The sequence below is a fragment of the Bradyrhizobium algeriense genome (assembly GCF_003062295.1).
GTDB lineage: Bacteria > Pseudomonadota > Alphaproteobacteria > Rhizobiales > Xanthobacteraceae > Bradyrhizobium > Bradyrhizobium algeriense.
In genome coordinates this window covers 290,409-309,210 of sequence record NZ_PYCN01000003.1, presented here as the reverse complement: position 1 = coordinate 309,210, position 18,802 = coordinate 290,409, and the positions used below count along the sequence as shown (strand labels likewise).

At 63.7% G+C, this 18,802-nt stretch carries 18 protein-coding genes; 13 read left to right on the top strand and 5 right to left on the bottom strand.

Translation table 11 applies throughout. The features are described 5' to 3' along the window. Nucleotides 1-300: 300 nt before the first annotated feature. A complete protein-coding gene (gene moaA, locus C7G61_RS09030; protein ID WP_108513751.1) occupies nt 301-1,335 on the bottom strand; it encodes a GTP 3',8-cyclase MoaA in 1,035 nt (344 codons plus the stop codon). A 400-nt stretch (nt 1,336-1,735) separates the two neighbouring features. Next, the gene (locus C7G61_RS09020) at nt 1,736-2,422 is read right to left on the bottom strand and encodes an HAD family hydrolase (protein ID WP_108513749.1); all 687 of its coding nucleotides are present in this window, start codon (nt 2,420-2,422) and stop codon (nt 1,736-1,738) included. A 68-nt stretch (nt 2,423-2,490) separates the two neighbouring features. On the opposite strand from C7G61_RS09020, the gene C7G61_RS09015 reads away from it, so the two are divergent. From C7G61_RS09015 to C7G61_RS45905, 6 genes are all read left to right on the top strand, one after another. Next, complete coding sequence (locus C7G61_RS09015) at nt 2,491-3,327, top strand: SDR family NAD(P)-dependent oxidoreductase (RefSeq protein WP_108513748.1); 837 nt, start codon at nt 2,491-2,493, stop codon at nt 3,325-3,327. A 103-nt stretch (nt 3,328-3,430) separates the two neighbouring features. After that, the gene (gene rpiA, locus C7G61_RS09010) at nt 3,431-4,123 is read left to right on the top strand and encodes a ribose-5-phosphate isomerase RpiA (protein WP_190241735.1); all 693 of its coding nucleotides are present in this window, start codon (nt 3,431-3,433) and stop codon (nt 4,121-4,123) included. A 24-nt stretch (nt 4,124-4,147) separates the two neighbouring features. Then, the gene (locus C7G61_RS09005) at nt 4,148-4,687 is read left to right on the top strand and encodes a DUF2059 domain-containing protein (protein ID WP_108513746.1); all 540 of its coding nucleotides are present in this window, start codon (nt 4,148-4,150) and stop codon (nt 4,685-4,687) included. Between the two features lie 97 nt (nt 4,688-4,784). Continuing rightward, nucleotides 4,785-6,170, top strand: coding sequence for a glutathione-disulfide reductase (gene gor, locus C7G61_RS09000; protein ID WP_108513745.1), 1,386 nt, complete (start codon nt 4,785-4,787; stop codon nt 6,168-6,170). Between the two features lie 161 nt (nt 6,171-6,331). Beyond that, nucleotides 6,332-7,183, top strand: a complete 852-nt coding sequence (locus tag C7G61_RS08995; protein WP_108513744.1) for a 3-hydroxybutyryl-CoA dehydrogenase — start codon at nt 6,332-6,334, stop codon at nt 7,181-7,183. A gap of 287 nt (nt 7,184-7,470) precedes the next feature. Continuing rightward, on the top strand, nt 7,471-7,821 hold the full coding sequence (locus C7G61_RS45905) for a C40 family peptidase (protein WP_244608199.1): 351 nt from the start codon (nt 7,471-7,473) through the stop codon (nt 7,819-7,821). Between the two features lie 182 nt (nt 7,822-8,003). Here the strand turns inward: C7G61_RS45905 and C7G61_RS08985 are convergent, their stop codons facing one another. Continuing rightward, nucleotides 8,004-8,909 (bottom strand): alpha/beta hydrolase family protein, encoded by a 906-nt coding sequence (locus C7G61_RS08985; protein WP_108513743.1) that lies wholly within the window; start codon nt 8,907-8,909, stop codon nt 8,004-8,006. A gap of 171 nt (nt 8,910-9,080) precedes the next feature. Between C7G61_RS08985 and C7G61_RS08980 the strand changes: the two genes are divergently transcribed. Genes C7G61_RS08980 through C7G61_RS08970 form a run of 3 tightly spaced genes read left to right on the top strand, consistent with a single transcriptional unit; the run spans nt 9,081 to nt 12,621 of the window. Continuing rightward, nucleotides 9,081-10,469 carry a class II 3-deoxy-7-phosphoheptulonate synthase gene (locus C7G61_RS08980; RefSeq protein WP_108513742.1) on the top strand — a complete coding sequence of 463 codons (1,389 nt, stop codon included), beginning with the start codon at nt 9,081-9,083 and terminating at the stop codon, nt 10,467-10,469. Between the two features lies 1 nt (nt 10,470). After that, nucleotides 10,471-10,824: a diacylglycerol kinase gene (locus C7G61_RS08975; protein WP_108513741.1), complete on the top strand. Its 354-nt coding sequence runs from the start codon at nt 10,471-10,473 to the stop codon at nt 10,822-10,824. A 45-nt stretch (nt 10,825-10,869) separates the two neighbouring features. Beyond that, nucleotides 10,870-12,621 carry an NAD+ synthase gene (locus C7G61_RS08970; RefSeq protein ID WP_108513740.1) on the top strand — a complete coding sequence of 584 codons (1,752 nt, stop codon included), beginning with the start codon at nt 10,870-10,872 and terminating at the stop codon, nt 12,619-12,621. A gap of 8 nt (nt 12,622-12,629) precedes the next feature. Here C7G61_RS08970 and C7G61_RS08965 read toward each other — a convergent pair whose 3' ends face one another. Together C7G61_RS08965 and C7G61_RS08960 are read right to left on the bottom strand one after the other, a co-directional pair. After that, nucleotides 12,630-13,802 carry a DUF2865 domain-containing protein gene (locus tag C7G61_RS08965; RefSeq protein WP_108513739.1) on the bottom strand — a complete coding sequence of 391 codons (1,173 nt, stop codon included), beginning with the start codon at nt 13,800-13,802 and terminating at the stop codon, nt 12,630-12,632. Between the two features lie 240 nt (nt 13,803-14,042). Further along, nucleotides 14,043-14,366: a hypothetical protein gene (locus tag C7G61_RS08960; RefSeq protein ID WP_108513738.1), complete on the bottom strand. Its 324-nt coding sequence runs from the start codon at nt 14,364-14,366 to the stop codon at nt 14,043-14,045. A 301-nt stretch (nt 14,367-14,667) separates the two neighbouring features. On the opposite strand from C7G61_RS08960, the gene cysS reads away from it, so the two are divergent. From cysS to C7G61_RS08940, 4 genes are all read left to right on the top strand, one after another. Beyond that, on the top strand, nt 14,668-16,083 hold the full coding sequence (cysS, locus tag C7G61_RS08955; protein WP_108513737.1) for a cysteine--tRNA ligase: 1,416 nt from the start codon (nt 14,668-14,670) through the stop codon (nt 16,081-16,083). 117 nt (nt 16,084-16,200) lie between these two features. Next, the gene (locus C7G61_RS08950) at nt 16,201-16,713 is read left to right on the top strand and encodes a GNAT family N-acetyltransferase (protein ID WP_108513736.1); all 513 of its coding nucleotides are present in this window, start codon (nt 16,201-16,203) and stop codon (nt 16,711-16,713) included. Further along, nucleotides 16,710-18,308, top strand: coding sequence for a citramalate synthase (cimA, locus tag C7G61_RS08945; protein ID WP_108513735.1), 1,599 nt, complete (start codon nt 16,710-16,712; stop codon nt 18,306-18,308). Before C7G61_RS08950 ends, cimA begins: the two co-directional genes overlap by 4 nt. 114 nt (nt 18,309-18,422) lie before the next feature. Continuing rightward, on the top strand, nt 18,423-18,800 hold the full coding sequence (locus tag C7G61_RS08940; protein ID WP_108513734.1) for a VOC family protein: 378 nt from the start codon (nt 18,423-18,425) through the stop codon (nt 18,798-18,800). Nucleotides 18,801-18,802: the final 2 nt, after the last annotated feature.

Here is an 18,802-nt window from a genome sequence, read left to right as displayed (position 1 = left end):
GAGCTGCCGCCATGAATCAAACGCGCAAGGCTGCTACCGCGCGAAAAACGCGCAGGCCCGCAGCTCATTCGCAGATGCGATTGCAACGATAAGTCCTCCCCCGTCTCGCGCTACCGCCGTCTTGACTGCAACCAAAAGGATGCAGCGGCCTGTTCCGGCCGTGCTGGCGTGAAGCAGCCGCACCATTTCAGCGCGCTGCGGCGGCGTCAATCGGAAAATGGACAAATTGACGCGGGGACCAATTCGTTGGTTGGCCTGATGAATCCGCGTTGAGGAGGGCGGTAAATTTACGGGCGGCAATCAGCCGCCGGTCACGCTCATGTGGCGCGAGACGCTCGGGCGGTTATGCCGGCGGTCGATGATGAAGTCGTGGCCCTTCGGCTTCAGCCCGATGGCGCGGTCGATGGCGGCCGACAGCAAATCATTGTCGGCGGAGGCGCGCAGCGGTTTGCGTAAATCGGAGGCATCCTCGTGGCCGAGGCAGGTATGCAGCGTGCCGGTGCAGGTGATCCGTACCCGGTTACAGGACTCGCAGAAATTATGCGTCATCGGCGTGATGAAGCCGAGCTTGCCGCCGGTCTCGGCAACGCGGACATAGCGGGCGGGACCGCCGGTATCGTCGTCGAGGTCGGTCAGCGTGTAGTGCTTGGCGAGGCGGGCACGCAGGAGCGACAGCGGCACGTACTGATCGATCCGGCCTTCGCCGATGTCGCCCATCGGCATCACTTCGATCAGCGTCAGCGCCATGCCCTTGTCGTGCGCCCATTCCATCAGCGCGGGGATTTCTTCCTCGTTCATGTTCTTCAGCGCCACCGCGTTGATCTTGACCGCAAGGCCTGCGTCGCGCGCGGCTTCGATGCCGGCCAGAACCTTGTCGATATCGCCCCAGCGCGTGATGGCACGGAATTTATGCGCATCGAGCGTGTCGAGCGAGACGTTGACGCGGCGAACGCCGCAGTCGCGCAATTCGCCGGCGAAGCGCGCCAGTTGCGAAGCGTTGGTGGTCAGCGTCAATTCATCGAGCGCGCCGCTTGAAAGATGCCGCGACAGCGAGCGCACCAGCGACATCACGTTGCGCCGGACCAGCGGCTCGCCGCCGGTGAGGCGGATCTTGCGCACGCCCTTGGCGATGAAGGCCGAGCACAGCCGGTCGAGTTCTTCCAGCGTCAGGAGATCGGCTTTCGGCAGGAAGGTCATGTCCTCGGACATGCAGTAGAAGCAGCGCAGATCGCAGCGATCGGTTACCGACACGCGCAGATACCGGATGGTCCGGCCGAACGGATCGACCATCGGCTGGAACCGGTGATCGGATGAAGTCAACGAGGAACCGCTCATAACCTGCCTTGCTGGTTTCGGCGCGGGGGGCTGCCCGCGAGGTCGCTAGCACAATCTAGGCACCTTCCAGGGCGCCTACAATCCGCAACCTGCCGCAGCTGGGCAGCGGGATCAGCGCGCGGCGGGCTGCGCCGGGGAGCCGCCTTGGGTGGCTTCGGCTTCTCGGCCGCATCGGCTTGCGCACCCTCCGCGGCAGCGCGGCCGGCTTCAGCTCCGCGAACACCGGGCTGGGCTCAATGATGGTCGTCGCCGGCGAGGCAAAACCGCCGGGGTTGCGAATCACTTGGACCGGAACCGCAACTGGCTGGAACTTGGGGCTGGCGAGGGTGACCGGGGCGGCACGTTAAAAATGGTTAGCGCCGAATATCAGCGTTTCAAATATATCCTACAAATCAGATGGTTATGACCTGGATGGAACTTTGCTGAGGCTTTCCACCGCCGCCGGCAGCTCGCGCATATGGCCGATCAGCCGATCGGGCTTCAGTTCGGCGATCGGCACGTCGGTGTAGCCGAATTCGACGCCGATCACGGGAATGCCGGCCCGCCTCGCCACGCCGACGTCGGGGCCGGCGTCGCCGACCATGATGGTCGCAGCCATGTCGCCGCCCGCCCGCGCCACCGTCTGCTGCAGGATGATGGGGTCGGGCTTCGAGACGCCGAACGTGTCGGCGCCGCAGATGGCGGAAAATCGTCCGCTCAGCCCCAATTGGTCGAGCAGCAGCTTCGACAGCCATTCCAGCTTGTTGGTGCACACCGCGAAGCGGCAGCCCTGTGCCGCAAGCTCATCGAGGGCGGCATCCAGCCCCTCGAACGGCCGCGAGGCATCGGCAATATGGGCGGCGTAATAGTCGATGAAATCCTTCATGAGGCGATCGACGTCCGCAACGCTCATCATGCGGCCTTCCAGTTCGAGCCCGCGCTCGATCAGCTTGCGGGCGCCGGCGCCGATCATGTTGCGCGCCGATTTCAGCGGCACCGGCGGCACGCCCTCGCGGTTGAGCGCGAAATTGAGCGCGGCGATCAGGTCGGGTGCGGTGTCGACGAGGGTGCCGTCGAGGTCGAAGACAACAATGCGGGGAAGGGTCATGGGAATTCGCTAGCGGCAGGCAAAGCATCATGCAAGTAGGGAAGTGCAAATCCACAGGAGGAACCGCCATGCGAGAGTTCGCCGGCAAGACGGCCTTTGTGACCGGCGGAGCCGCAGGCATCGGACTTGCGCTCGGCCGGGCGTTTGCTCAATCCGGCATGAAGGTGATGCTGGCGGATATCGAGACGGATGCCCTGCAGGCTGCCGTCAAAAGCCTGCAGGAAATCTCCCCCGACATCAGCGGCACCATCTGCGATGTGGCCGACGCGGAAAGCGTCGAGCGCGCGGCGCGGGCCACATTCGATGCGTTCGGGCGTGTCCATGTCGTGTGCAACAATGCTGGCGTCGCTGCGGGCGGCGGCATCGACCACATCTCGCTGGATAATTGGCGATGGGTCATCGACGTCAACCTGATGGGCGTGCTTCACGGCATCAAAAGCTTCCTGCCGCATATCCGCGCCCATGGCGAAGGCGGCCATATCGTCAACACCGCATCGATGGCGGGGATGCAGGGCGGGTTGGGATTTAGCCCCTATGCGGCGAGCAAGTTTGCGGTCGTCAGCATGTCGGAAGGCCTTGCCCTGCAGCTCAAGCCGCACGGGATCGGCGTAAGCGTGTTATGTCCACACTTTGTGCGCACCGGCATCGGCGAGAGCGGGCGCAACCGGCCGGAGCGCTACGGTCAGTCGCAACCGCTCGATCCCGCCAGTCCGGCGGCGGCGATGGTGGCCGAGATTGCAAGGCAGATCAGGGCGGGGCTCGAGCCTGCGGCGGTCGCCGCGCGCGTGCTCAGCGCGATTCGGGACGATGAACTCTACATTTTCACCCATCCCGGCATGCGTGCCGAGGTCGAGCCGCGTTTCGCGGCCATTTTGGCCGCACTGGACAAGGTGCCGGCCCAATAATCCCGGGCGTGTCGGGCCCTCATGACGCTGTTCCTGCCGGCAAAACGACGCTAGACATGCGCCCGCGGAACGGCGGATTTCGGAAGGCATTCGGCACGTGGATATGGACGGACTTAAGCGGCAGGCGGCGGCACAGGCGCTGGAGCATGTGCAGGACGGCATGAAGCTCGGACTCGGCACCGGCTCGACCGCCAGGCATTTCGTCGACCTGCTCGGCCAGAGGGTTGCCGGCGGGTTACGCGTGGTGGGCGTACCGACATCGGAAGCGACCCGCGCCCAGGCTGAAGCGTGCAATATTCCGTTGACGACGCTCGATGAAGTCGACCGGCTCGATCTCACCGTCGACGGCGCCGACGAGCTTGATTCTGCGCTGAACCTGATCAAGGGCGGCGGCGGCGCGCTGTTGCGGGAGAAGATCGTGGCGGCGGCCTCCGATCGCATGATCGTGATTGCCGACGATACCAAATGGGTCGATGTTCTCGGCCGTTTCCCCCTACCTGTGGAGGTAATTCCGTTCGGGCTGGCCGCAACCCAACGGGCCATGGCCACGGCATTTGCCCAAAGCGGCGTTTCCGGGCAAATGGGGCTCCGCAAGGGCAAGGACGGCCACGTTTTTGTCACCGATGGCGGCCACTGGATTGTCGATGCCCATCTCGGGCGCATCACGGATGCGCCGCGTCTGGCGGGCCTCTTGAGCCTGATCCCGGGTGTCGTCGAACACGGGTTGTTCATTGGCCTGGCCAGCACTGCCGTCCTGGCAGGTGCCCAGGGAATTCGCGTAGTTGAGCGGCGGTAACGCCGGTAATCGAGGAGAATTGGAATGAAGAGCCTTTCACGGATTTTGTCGGCGGCCGGCCTTGCAGTCGGACTGGCCCTGACCGCCGTTCCGGCCGACGCGCAGCAGAAAAATGCACCCGCCGCGACGGCGCCACTCAAGCCCGGCTCGCCGGCGGCGCTCGCCGCCGCCAAGGAAATCCTGGCGATGAAGAACGCGAGCGCGATGTATGCCAACGCCGTTCCCAATCTCGTCGAGCAGACCAAGAACGTGCTGATGCAGAGCAATCTGAACTATCAGAAGGACCTCAACGAGGTCGCCGTGATCGTTGCCAAGGCTCTCGCCGGCCGCGAGAAGGAAATCGGCGAGGGCATGGCGCAGGTCTACGCCAACGAGTTCACCGAGCAGGAGCTGAAGGACCTCGTCACCTTCTACAAGTCGCCGCTCGGCCAGAAGCTGCTCTCGAGCGAGCCCCGTGCCATCCAGTTCAGCATGTCCTACATGAACCAGTGGGCGCAGCAATTTGCCGAAACCATCAACGGCCAGTTCCGCGCCGAGATGAAGAAGCGCGGCAAGGACATCTGATACCATAGCGTTTTCGAGCGAAGTGGACTTCCGGTTCGCGTAAAGAAAACGCGTCAAACAAAAAGAGAAACCAGAGGCGACTTCGGGCGGGGTTGAGATGGCTGAGTTCGACGTCGATCTGTTCGTCATCGGCGGTGGTTCGGGCGGCGTTCGCGCCGCCCGCATCGCAGCCAACCATGGCGCCAAGGTCATGGTCGCCGAAGAATACCGGATGGGCGGCACCTGCGTGATCCGCGGTTGCGTGCCGAAAAAGCTGTTCGTGCTCGGCTCGCACGTCCGCCACGAGATCGCGGACGCCGCCGGTTTCGGCTGGACCATATCGGACGTCTCCTTCGACTGGCCGACGCTGGTCGCCAATAAGGACAAGGAGATTGCCCGGCTGGAAGCCGCCTACGCCGCCAATGTCGAGAAATCAGGTGCGCGCATCGCAAAGACCCGCGCGGTGCTGGAAGACGCCCACACGCTGCGGCTGATGACCGGCGAGAAGGTCACTGCGAAATACATCCTGATCGCGACCGGCGGCGCGCCCAACCATGGGCGGGAAATCCCCGGCATCGAGCACGTCATCTCCTCGAACGAGGCGTTTCATCTCACCGAATTGCCGAAGCGTATCGTGATCCAGGGCGGCGGCTATATCGCGCTGGAATTCGCCGGCATTTTTGCCGGCTTCGGCTCCGACGTAACGGTGATCTATCGCGGCGACAACATCCTGCGCGGTTTCGACGAGGACGTCCGCAAGCACGTGCGCGCCGAAATGGAGAAGCAGGGCATCACCATCATCACCGGCTGCACCATCGATAAAGTGGGCAGGCACGGCGACGAATTCACCACGCACCTGTCTGATGGTTCGAGCATCGCCACCGACAAGGTGATGTTCGCGATCGGGCGGCACCCGAACGTCGCCAATCTCGGGCTTGAGACGGCCGGCGTCGCCATCAACCCGGCGAATGGTGGCATCGCCGTCGATGAGTGGTCCAAAACCTCGGTCGACAACATCTATGCGATCGGTGACGTCACTCATCGCCTCAATTTGACGCCGGTCGCGATCCGCGAAGGCCACGCCTTCGCCGACACCGTGTTCGGCAAGCGCCCCGTCCAGGTCGATCACGCCACCATCCCGACCGCGGTGTTCTCGCAGCCCGAAGTCGGCACCGTGGGCCTGACCGAAGCCGAGGCCCGGGCGCAATTCAGCCACGTCGATATCTACAAGGCCGATTTCCGCCCGATCAAGGCGACGATGTCCGGCCGCGACACCCGCGTGCTGATGAAGCTCGTGGTCGACGGCACGACAGATCGCGTGCTCGGCTGTCACATCGTCGGCGACACGGCGGCTGAAATCGTCCAGGCGGTTGCGATCGCGGTGAAGATGAAAGCGACGAAAGCCGATTTCGACGCGACGATCGCGCTGCATCCGACAGCGGCGGAAGAGCTGGTGACGATGCGGACGCCGACGGCGAGGTATGTACGCCAGGCGGCGGAGTAGGCGGGGCCGTAGGATGGGTGGAGCGAAGCGATACCCATCACCTTCCTTGAAGCGCCATTGATGGGTATCGCTGCGCTCCACCTATCCTCCGGACAGCACACTACCGATGGCCGCGGCACTCTGATAACGGTGCAGGCAAGCATTCAATAACGGAGTTTTCCATGATCGAAACAATTGGCATCGTAGGCGCAGGCACGATGGGCAACGGTATCGCGCAGGTGTGCGCCGCCGCCGGTCTCCCCGTCGTCATGACCGACATCTCGGATGCCGCGCTGACGCGTGGCATGTCCGTCGTGTCCAACAGCCTGGAACGCCTGGTCAACAAGCAGAAGATGACCGACGCGGACCGTCAGGCCGCGCTGGCGCGGATCACGACGAGCACGGACACGGCGAAGTTTTCCACCTGCGATCTCGTGATCGAGGCGGCGACCGAGAACGAAGATTTGAAAGTGAAGATCCTGAAGGATCTCTGCGCAAAACTGCAGCCGCGCGCGCTGCTCGCCACCAACACCTCCTCGATCTCGATTACCAAGCTCGCCGCCGCGACCGACCGGCCGGACCGCTTCATCGGCCTGCACTTCTTCAATCCGGTGCCGCTGATGGCGCTGCTGGAATTGATCCGCGGCCTGCAGACGTCGGACGATACCCACGCCAAGGCCGAAGCGTTTTCGAAAAGGATCGGCAAGGTATCGATCACGGCGAAGAACAGCCCGGGCTTTGCGGTCAACCGCATCCTCTGTCCGATGATCAATGAGGCGATCTTTGCGCTTCAGGAAGGCATCGCCACGGCGGAAGACCTCGACGCCGGCATGAAGCTCGGTTGCAACCACCCGATCGGCCCGCTGGCGCTGGCCGACATGATCGGGCTGGATACGATGCTGTCGGTGATGGAAGTCTTCTATGAGGGATTCAACGACCCGAAATATCGCCCCGCGCCGCTGCTGAAGGAAATGGTCGCCGCCGGCCATCTCGGCCGCAAGACCGGGCAGGGGTTTTACAGCTACGGGAAGTAAACGTCGCGGACGGCGTGTAGGATGGGTTGAGCGCAGCGAAACCCATCATTTCTAGCGCGGAGAGGTGATGGGTATCGCTCCACCCATCCTATGAAGCTACTTCGAAGGCTAATTCGGCAGGCCGAACTGGTTTCAGGAATGGGGAGCATCGGCGAATTCGCGAATCTAGCCACCCCGCGCGGTTGTCAGGGTGGCGCGAAATGGCAGCTATGCAGGAACAATCCATGAAGGACGCTGTTGGGGGCGCGTTTGTACCTTCCTCCCATCACCGTCCTCTGGAGTAATCGATGCTAAAACCCCTCCTTGTTGCGTCGGCGTTCCTGGTCGTCTTTTCCATTCAAGCAGAGGCGCGTCCCAACCACCGGCATCACGGTCACCGGGGCTGGTGCGGTAGTTACCTCAGCAAATATCTCGGAAAACCGGATCGCCGTCTGGCGCTTGCGCGCTCCTGGGCGAGCGAAGGCATGAATGCCGGCGGCCCCGGAATCGGCGTGGTGGTGGTCTGGGCGCATCATGTCGGCATCATTACCGGGCAAACACCTGACGGCCAGTGGATCGTTCATAGCGGCAATGATGGCGGCGCGGTCCGCACGCGAGCCCGATCGCTTGCCCGAGCGATTGCATTCAGGCGGGTGTGATCGACGTTAAGCGAGAACGCATCGGCTACGCCGGCGCGCAGCAATGCAAAGCCCGGCAGTCGATCCGAACTGCCGGGCGAGCAATAATATCAATTGCGAGGAATGAGCCATTGTCGAATTTTGATTCGGCGTGGTCTATCCGGGAAACCACGGTTTGTTGCAGTTCCTTCAAGCGTAGCCGCCTAGTCTCCCGCCTCTATCCATTCCGCAGCGCCGCGCCACAACGTGTCGCGATGTTCGGGCCGGAAGAATCCCATATGCCCGATCCTGCTCGCGCCGGTATCGGCGGGTACCACCGTGATGATCTCTGGCTTGATCGAGGTAAACCCCGCGCACAGCAATTCGACCGCGGGCCGCGTCGCCCAGGGATCGTCGGACATGCAGAGCGCGCGCAACGCGCCCGTGTATTTCGGAAAATTCTGCAACGCTTCGAGTTTGGCGTCGTCGAACAGATAGCGCGGGCTCATCACCCAGCCGACCCATTGCAGGAACGCGTCCTTCGGGAGGTCCATGCCGAGGCCGGCCTTGCCGGGCATGTAGCCGAGCGCGCGGGTTAAGGGGGCGCCGACAAAATTCAGCATCGCATAAACGCGGTAGCGCTCCGGCGCCGTCATCAATTTCCAGTAGCCGGCCTGGGCTGCGATGAACAGTGCGCGGGAAATCTCCGAATTGTTCGGCAGCAGGCCGAGCGCCTGGCCGCCGAACGAATGTCCGACATAGGCGAAGGGGAGCGCCTTGTAGCGCTCGCGCATCCAGGCGACCGCCGCCGTGATATCCTGCGCGGCCCAGTCCGACATCGAGGCCTTGAAGCCGACCAGCGATTTCGGCTGGTTGTAGTCGGTCAGCGCCTGCTGCCTGCTATCGCCGGTGCCGCGGTAGTCGTAGGTCAAAACCGCGCAGCCGCGCTTGGCGAGGTAGCCGGCAAAACCGCGGTAGAGCTTGCGGGGGACGGCGGTTGCCGAATTGATCAGGACGGCGTGGCGCTTGGCGCCGCGGGGCAGAAACAGCGTCGCGGCAAGGGGATATCCATCCGTCGCGGGCACCGTGATGTCGTCGCTAAATACGCCGTCTAGCTCCGGCTCGGCCACTGCTTCTTCTCCTCAGGTTGCGAGCGGCCACAGCAAAAGCGAAATCGGCTTTTGCCGCAAGGGCTTGTCAGGACTACCGGAAATCTAACTGGCGGTCGGCTAAAGGCCTGTGTATAAACCGGCCCTTAACAATCGCCATTAAGTTGCGGTTTTTGCTCAGGAGTTAACGTCATGTCCGAGCGGTGGACGCCCGATAGCTGGCGCACCAGGCCGGTGCTGCAGGTGCCCGATTATCCCGATGCCAAGGCATTGGCCGATGTCGAGGCGCAGCTCGCCACGTTTCCGCCGCTGGTGTTCGCCGGTGAGGCGCGCAACCTGAAGAAAGCGCTGGCCCGGGTCGCTGCGGGCGAAGCTTTTCTGCTGCAGGGGGGCGATTGCGCCGAGAGCTTTGCCGAGCACGGCGCCAACAACATCCGCGATTTCTTCCGCGTGCTGCTGCAGATGGCCGTGGTCCTGACCTACGCCGGCGCGCTACCGGTCGTGAAGGTCGGCCGCATCGCCGGACAGTTTGCAAAACCGCGTTCGTCGAACACGGAAAAAATCAACGGTGTCGAACTGCCGAGCTACCGCGGCGACATCGTCAACGACATTGCCTTCACGGCGGAGTCGCGGATCCCCGATCCGCAGCGCCAGCTGATGGCGTACCGGCAATCGGCGGCGACGCTGAATCTGCTTCGCGCCTTCGCGACCGGCGGCTTTGCCAATCTCGGCAGCGTGCATCAGTGGATGCTCGGCTTCCTCAAGGATTCCCCGCAGTCGCGGCGATACAAGGAACTGGCGGATCGTATCTCGGACGCGCTGAATTTCATGCGCGCCTGTGGGCTGGATCTCGAAAGCCATCCCGAACTGCGTGCCACCGATTTCTACACCAGCCACGAAGCGCTGCTGCTGGGTTACGAGCAGGCTTTCACGCGGGTCGATTCCACGACCGGCGACTGGTACGCGACCTCGGGCCACATGATCTGGATCGGCGATCGCACCCGCCAGCTCGACCACGGCCATGTCGAATATTTCCGCGGCATCAAGAACCCGATCGGCCTAAAATGCGGCCCGTCGCTGAAGCCGGATGAGCTCTTGAAGCTGATTGATATCCTCAATCCCGACAACGAGCCCGGACGGCTGACGCTGATCAACCGCTTCGGCTCTGACAAGGTCGGCGACCATCTCGCGCCGCTGATCCGCGCCGTGCAGCGGGAAGGGCGCGTCGTGGTGTGGTCCTGCGATCCCATGCACGGCAACACCATCACCTCGACCTCAGGCTACAAGACCCGTCCGTTCGACCGCGTGCTGTCGGAGGTGAAGTCGTTCTTCGCCATCCATGCCGCGGAGGGGACGCATGCCGGCGGCGTGCATCTGGAGATGACCGGGCAGGACGTCACCGAATGCATCGGCGGCGCGCGCGCCATCACCGACGAGGACCTCAACGACCGCTATCACACGGTCTGCGATCCCCGCCTCAATGCCGAACAATCGATCGACCTGGCCTTCCTGATCGCCGAACTGCTCAAACAGGAACGTGCGGGTAAGGAAAAGCCGATGCCGGCCGCAGCGGGGCTTTGACTTGCTGCGACTCTGGCGGGCCACCATCAACACGCGTAACGGCCTCGCCTTTGCGATCCGATCGGAGCAGGCCGTCCGCGAGGAACTTCTTGCGCTGGCGCTGTCGGTGCCGCTGGCCTGGCTGGTCGGCGCGAGCGTGATGCGCCGGGTTGAACTGGTCGCGGCGGTGGCGTTCGTGCTGGTGGTCGAGATCCTCAATACCGCGATCGAGAAGCTGGCCGACCGGCTCACCACCGACCACGATCCGCAGATCGGGCGGGTCAAGGACATGGGTTCCGCGGCGGTCGGCGTCGCGCTGCTGATGTCCGGGGCGTTCTGGCTGTTTGCCATCGCCGAACGCATAGGCGCGTTCTAAAGCGAGCATTTGCAGTTTGCTCTTGTGCAAGGCACCATCGCTCCCATGACCGAACCTACGTTTACGATCACGCTAGCGCAATTGAACCCGACGGTCGGCGACGTCACGGGCAACGCCGCCAAGGCGCGCGTTGCGCGCGACAAGGCCAGGGCCGACGGCGCCGATCTGTTGGTGCTGCCCGAATTGTTCATCTGCGGCTATCCGCCGGAAGATCTGGTGCTGAAGCCCGCCTTCCAGGCGGCCTGCCGCGCGGCGATCGAGGAGCTGGCGCGCGAGACCGCGGGCGGCGGTCCGGCGGTGCTGATCGGCACGCCCTGGGTCGAGGACGGCAAGCTCTATAATGCCTGCGCACTGCTCGATGAGGGCCGCATCGCCGCCCTTCGCTTCAAGGCGAACTTGCCGAATTACGGCGTGTTCGACGAAAAACGCCTGTTCGCGCGCGGCCCGGCCGCGGGGCCGGTCACCGTCAAGGGCATCCGCGTCGGCGTTCCCATCTGCGAGGACATCTGGCTCGAAGAATCAGAGGAATACGAAAACATCGTCGAATGCCTCGCCGAGACTGGCGCGGAAATTCTGGTGGTGCCGAACGGCTCACCCTACGCGCGCGACAAGAACGATCTGCGGCTGTCGATCGCGGTCGCCCGCGTCACCGAGAGCGGCCTGCCGCTGGTCTATCTCAACCAGATCGGCGGACAGGACGAGCTGGTGTTCGATGGCGCGTCGTTCGCGCTCAACGCCGATCTCTCGGTAGCGGCGCAACTGCCCGCCTTCGAGGAGAGCATCGTCACGCTGAACTGGACCAGGAGCGCCGACGGCTGGCGCTGTTCGGGGCCGGTGGCGCCGCTGCTCGAGGGCGACAAGGGAGACTACGCCGCCTGCGTGCTGGGCCTGCGCGATTACGTCCGCAAGAACGGATTTCCCGGCGTGCTGCTCGGCATTTCCGGGGGAATCGATTCCGCGCTGTGCGCGGCGATTGCGGTCGATGCGCTCGGCGCCGAGCAGGTTCGCGGCGTGATGCTGCCGTTCCGCTTCACTGCACAGGTGTCGCTCGACGACGCGGCAAAGCTCGCGAAAGCGCTCGGCATCCGTTATGAGGTGCTGCCGATCGCGGATGCCGTCAACGGCTTTGAAAAAATCCTCTCCGGTCCGTTCGCCGGCCTGCCGCGCGACATCACCGAGGAGAATTTGCAGGCGCGCACCCGCGGCACGTTGCTGATGGCGATGTCCAACAAGACCGGCGCGATGGTGGTCACGACCGGCAACAAGTCGGAAATGTCGGTCGGCTATGCCACGCTCTATGGCGACATGAACGGCGGCTTCAACCCGATCAAGGACATCTACAAGACCGAAGTGTTTCGTCTCTCGAGCCTGCGCAACGAGTGGAAGCCCGACGGTGCGCTCGGGCCTTCAGGCGAGGTCATTCCGGTCAACATCATCACGCGGCCGCCGACGGCGGAGTTGCGCGAGAACCAGACCGACCAGGATTCGCTGCCGCCCTACGAGATGCTGGACGGCATCCTCGAACGGCTGGTCGAGCGCGAGGAGCCGCTGGCCACGATCATCGCAGCCGGCTTCCCGGCGGAAATGGTGACGCGGATCGACCGGTTGCTCAACATTGCCGAATACAAGCGCCGGCAGGCGGCGCCGGGCGTCAAGGTGACGGAAAAGAACTTTGGCCGCGACCGCCGCTATCCCATCACCAATCGCTTCCGCGACAATGGCAAGGCGCTGCCCGCGCCCGACGAGAAGCTGGTCGCGCGCGCCGGCCGCGCCTCGGTGGACGCCTTCGAAGGGTAATTTCGCTTCTACTGCTTCGGCGGGATGAAGGTCGGGCCGACGGTGCGGATCTTGTCCTTGTCGGCGGCGGTAGCAGTCGTGTCGGCCGGGGCTGCTGTCGCAGCCGGTGCGGCGGCGGTGCCGGCAGGCGCTGCGCCTTTCTTGGGCGGTGGCGTCGCGCCCTTCGGCTGCGCGCGCTGCTGCATGCGCCGCGCGCTCTCCTCGGTAACGATGATGTCGCCTTGTTCGACGCCGGCCCTGTCATCGACTGACTTCAGCGCTTCCGACCAGGTCTGGCCTGCGGCCTTGCAGGCGCAGGACGGGTTGAACTCAGAGCGGAATTTGAACGCGTTCGGCAGCGACGAGTAAGGCTGGCCGTTGATCGAGACCGCTTGGTTGATGTCCTCGCCGGGATTGCGGTAGGTGAACAGCGTCGCTTCCGTCGCCGGGCAAAGTGCCTTGCAGGTCCTCTCGTCGTCCTGGAATCGCTGCTGGTAGGTGGCGAACGACACCGGGAAATAACCGCCGTCGCAGGTGCGGACGCAGACGGTGCGGAAGGTGCCGGACGGCGCGCCGAGATCGGCACTCGGCGGCGGGAGCGTCTGGTTGTTGTTGCCGAACAGACTGTCGATGAAGTTGCCGGGACCGCGCGCGGCCGCGGCATATTGCGGGCCGCAATTGTTCTGCCCGAGCGCGGTCAGCACCGAGCGGCGCTGGTTTTCGCGGTCGGCGCCGCCGATACCGCCGCTGCGCAGCCGCTCCAGGCTGGTGGTGATCTGGTCGAGATTGGCGCGCATCTGCTGAATCTGGTTGTTGACCGGACCGCACTGGGCCGACCGGCCGTTGAACAGCGAGAAGAAGCCCGAGCTTTCGCAGCCCATGCGCTTGGCCTGCAGCGTGACCCGATCGAGTTCGGCCTGCTGCTTGGCCTGGGCTTCCTGATAGCGGCGGATCTGCTCATCCTTGGCGGGGTCGCCGGTGCCGGCGCCGCGGTCGATAGTCGCCAATTGCCCTTCGAGCCGGATGCAGATCGGATTGGCCTGCGCGCCCTGCTGTGGCGGAGGCGGGGCGTCCTGGTTCATCTGCGCCATGGCGTCATCGTTCGACTGCGCCAAAGCGGGTGCGCCCGGGGTGGTGATGCCGAGCAGGATGGCGCAGGTCAAAATCCGAAGGGAGAGGGGCGCGTTGCGAATTTCCAGCATATCCGGCCATTGAGGGCTGATCCGCGCGGCTCGAAAGCTTGATAGCGCGGCCAAGGCAGCATTCTGCGGCCAAGGCCGCATCCAATACCCCCTTCTCAGGGCAGCGTCACGTCGTTTCCGGGGCGCGGATGTGGCAGCCAGCCCTTGATATTCCGCGATAATCGCCTCCATGGCGCTTTCGAGCGAGAGCCTGCCTCGTGCGTGAATCCCGGTTCTGATTCAACCGGAACCGAAAAGGCTCTAGCGCTGGCAGGTGATGGCGACGTATTCGCCGCAACCGTGGCCGGAGCATCTATCGCCGCCGTCTTTCGGAATCGCGCCGGTGACTTCCTCGGGATCGACGCGGCGGTAGGCGGTGGCCTGTGCAAATTCCCGTGACTGGCAGTAGGAGCGGGCGGCGTGGGCGCCGCATTTTTCGCCCCTGGCGAGGCATTCATCCACGCCGTAACCATCGGCCTGGTTGGCAACGATGAAAACGCGGCTGTCGGCGGAAGCGGCCGAGGCGGCAAGCAGGAAGGCACCGGCCAGGAAGGCACAGGCAATGAGTGCGGAGGAAAGTCGCATGGATGACACCGGCAGGGATGAGGAACCGCCCTCAGGAATAGGCCCAAAGTGTTAATAATGATTAACCATGAGCCCGCGGGGCGGCAGCGAATGGCGGGGGTTCGGCGCCTGATCAGCCCTAAATTGGGCACGAGCAAGGCTTGACGCCGTCCGCCCGATACCGCAATGGTGGAACCATGAACGGTCTCCTCGCCATCTGCAGCATTTGCCGCGAGATTATTAGCTAGCGATTCGCTGGCTGAGGCCGTCTTTTCTCCCAACCGAGATCACTGGACGCCCGGCCGCAACGGATGGGTATGCCATGGAATTACGTCTCTACGATACGTTGACGAAGGAGAAGCGGCCGTTTGTGCCGCTTAATGCCGATAACGTCGGCATGTATGCCTGCGGACCGACGGTCTACGACTTTGCCCATATCGGCAACGGTCGCGCAGCGATCGTGTTCGACGTACTGTTCCGCGTGCTGCGCCATCGCTACGGTGCCGACCATGTGAAGTATGTCCGCAACATCACCGACGTCGACGACAAGATCAACGTCCGCGCCGCACGTGATTATCCCGGCGTGCCCTTGAACGAGGCGATCCGCAAGGTCACCGAAGAGACCTATCGGCAGTATCAGGAGGACGTCACCGCGCTCGGCTGCCTGGCTCCGACGGTGCAGCCGCGCGCGACCGAGCATATCCCGGAAATGCGGGCGATCATCGAGAAGCTCGTGGTCGGCGGCTTTGCCTATGTCGCCGAAGACCATGTGCTGTTCTCGCCGCAGGCGATGAACGAAGCCAATTCCGTGATGCCGCGCTATGGCGCGCTGTCGAAACGCTCGCTCGACGAGATGATCGCCGGCGCCCGCGTCGACGTTGCCCCCTACAAGCGCGACAACACCGACTTCGTGCTGTGGAAGCCGTCGAAGCCGGGCGAGCCGTCATGGCCGTCGCCATCGGACATCAAGGTGGAAGGCCGCCCCGGCTGGCATATCGAGTGCTCGGCGATGGCATGGAAGCATCTCGGCGAAAAATTCGACATTCATGGCGGCGGCATCGACCTGGTGTTCCCGCACCATGAGAACGAGCTCGCGCAGACCTGCTGCGCCTTTCATTCCGACCGCATGGCGAATGTCTGGATGCACAACGGCTTCCTGCAGCTCGAGAGCGAGAAGATGTCGAAATCGCTCGGCAACTTCTTCACGATCCGCGAGATGCTGGCCGATTGGCCGGGCGAGGTGCTGCGCCTGAGCATGCTGAAGACGCATTATCGCTCACCGCTCGACTGGACCCTGAGGGGCGCGGAAGAGAGCGCGAAGACGCTCGATGACTGGTACGCGGTAGCAGCCGACGCCGAGGGCGGTCAACCGTCGCCGGTAATGGTCGAGGCGCTGTATGATGATCTCAACACGGCGCAGGCCATGGCTGTCCTGCACGGCCTGCGCAATGCGGCGGCGTCCGGTGGCGCGCGCGAACGCGGCGAGTTTGCGGCCTCGCTCCGGCTGCTCGGTTTTCTCTCGATGAGCGCTGCGGCATGGAAGGGACGCAAGCAGCAGGCGAGCGGCATTGACGCGGAGCAGGTCGATCGCCTGATTGCGGACCGCACCGCGGCGCGCGCGCGAAAGGATTTCAAGGAGTCCGATCGCATCCGCGACGAACTCGCCGCGATGGGCGTTGCCATCAAGGATGGCAAGGATGCCGACGGAAAGCCCGTGACCACATGGGAGATCGCGTGATGACCAGGCCCGATACGCCATTCCCAAAACACTGGCGTTATTACATCTTCATCAAATGGGCGTTAATCGTTGCTGCGATCGTGCTGGCCTTGAGACTGTTCGGAGTGTTTTGACGCGATGGGACAGGCGCTACCCAAACCTGGTTTGCGACCGTTTTTGCCGGCGGATGTTCCGATACTGGCGGCGATCTTCGTTGCTGCCATCGAGGGGCTGACCGGCGATGACTACAGCGAGGCGCAGCAGGCAGCCTGGGCTCAGGCTGCCGCCGACGAAGAAGCTTTCGGCAAGAAGCTCGCCGGGCAGTTGACGCTGATCGCGACCATCCAGAACGCGCCGGTCGGGTTCGCCTCGCTGAAAGGGGCTGACCATATCGACATGCTCTTCGTCCATCCGAGCGTCGCGGGGCAGGGCGTCGCCTCGATGCTGGTCGACGCGCTGGAAAAACTGGCGGGCGCGCGCGGGGCAAAGACCCTGACGGTCGATGCCAGCGACACCGCGGAGCCGCTGTTTCGGAAGCGCGGCTATGCCGCCAAACAGCGCAACACCGTCTCGCTCAACGGCGAATGGCTCGCCAACACCACGATGCAGAAGACGCTGGCTGACAATGCCGCGCCGGGAGTTCCGTCATGAGCCGCGAACGCCTTTATCTCTTCGACACCACGCTGCGCGACGGTGCGCAGACCAACGGCGTCGATTTCACGCTGCATGACAAGCAGATCATCGCACAGATGCTCGATGAACTCGGCATCGACTATGTCGAGGGCGGCTATCCCGGCGCAAATCCGACCGACACTGAATTCTTTTCGGACAAGCCGAAGTTCGAGAGCGCCAAGTTCACGGCGTTCGGCATGACGCGCCGTCCGGGCCGTTCGGCTTCGAACGATCCCGGGCTAGCGGCGCTCATCGAGGCCAAGGCCGACGCAATCTGCTTTGTCGCCAAATCCAGCGCCTATCAGGTGCGGGTGGCGCTGGAGACCACCAACGACGAAAACCTCGCCTCGATCCGCGACAGCGTCGTTGCTGCGAAGGCGGCGGGGCGCGAGGTGATGGTCGATTGCGAGCACTTCTTCGACGGCTACAAGGAGAACGCCGATTTCGCGCTCGCCTGCGCGAAAGCGGCCTATGAATCCGGTGCGCGCTGGGTGGTGCTGTGCGACACCAATGGCGGCACCATGCCGCACGAGATCGAGACCATCGTCGGCCACGTCATCAAGCACATTCCGGGCAGCCATGTCGGCATCCACGCCCATAACGATACCGAGCAGGCGGTCGCCAATTCGCTGGCCGCGGTGCGCGCCGGTGCGCGGCAGATCCAGGGCACGTTGAACGGGCTTGGCGAGCGCTGCGGCAACGCCAATCTCTGTTCGCTGATCCCGACGCTGCGCCTCAAGAACGAATTCTCCGATGCCTTCGAGATCGGCGTCACCGCGGAGAAAATGACGACGCTGATGAAGGTGTCGCGGACGCTCGACGACATGCTCAACCGCGCGCCGAACCGCCATGCGCCCTACGTCGGCGAAAGCGCCTTCGTCACCAAGGCCGGTATTCACGCCTCGGCGATGATGAAGGACCCGCACAGCTACGAACACATTTTGCCCGAGTCGGTCGGCAACCATCGCAAGGTGCTGGTGTCCGACCAGGCCGGCCGCTCCAACGTGATGGCCGAACTGGATCGCGCCGGTATCACTTACGAGAAGAGCGATCCGAAGCTGGCGCGTCTGGTCGAGGAACTGAAGGAGCGGGAAGCGGCGGGCTACGCCTACGAATCGGCCAACGCGTCGTTCGACCTGCTGGCGCGGCGCACGCTCGGCCGCGTGCCGGAATATTTCAAGGTCGAGCAGTTCGACGTCAATGTCGAGCAGCGCTACAACGCCAACGGCCAGCGTGTCACGGTGGCGCTTGCCGTGGTCAAGGTCGATGTCGCGGGCGAGCGGCTGATCTCGGCGGCGGAAGGCAACGGTCCCGTCAATGCGCTCGACGTCGCCTTGCGCAAGGATCTCGGCAAGTACCAGAAATATATCGAAGGCCTGAAGCTGATCGATTACCGCGTGCGTATCCTCAATGGCGGTACCGAAGCCGTGACGCGGGTCTTGATCGAGAGCGAGGACGAGAACGGCGACAGCTGGATCACGGTCGGCGTGTCGCCCAATATCATCGACGCCTCGTTCCAGGCGCTGATGGATTCGGTGGTCTACAAGCTGGTGAAGTCAGGCGCGCCGGCGTGAGCCAAGACCGTAGCCCGGATGGAGCGCAGCGCAATCCGGGATTTTCGCGGCTGGCTTGAGCGACCCGGATTGCGCTGCGCTCCATCCGGGCTACAAGTGACGGAGGAGCACGAAATGATCGACCACATCTCCGTCGGCGTCAGTGATCTCGAACGCTCCGCGCGTTTCTATGAAGCGACGCTTGCAGCCCTCGGCCTGTCGCGTCTGGTGACGCGCCCCGCAACCATCGGCTTCGGCAAAACCTACCCCGAATTCTGGATCAACCTGCGCGCCGGCATGGCCCCGGTCCCGCCCGAGAGCGGTACGCACATCTGCCTTCGCGCCAAAGCAACCGGCGATGTCGATGCATTCCACGCGGCGGCGTTGAAGTCCGGCGGCCGCTCCGACGGTGCACCGGGCCTGCGCCCGCATGATCGCGTGAAGTACTATGCGGCGTTCGTGATCGATCCCGACGGCAACCGCATCGAGGCCGTGACGTTTCCGAGTGAGTGAAG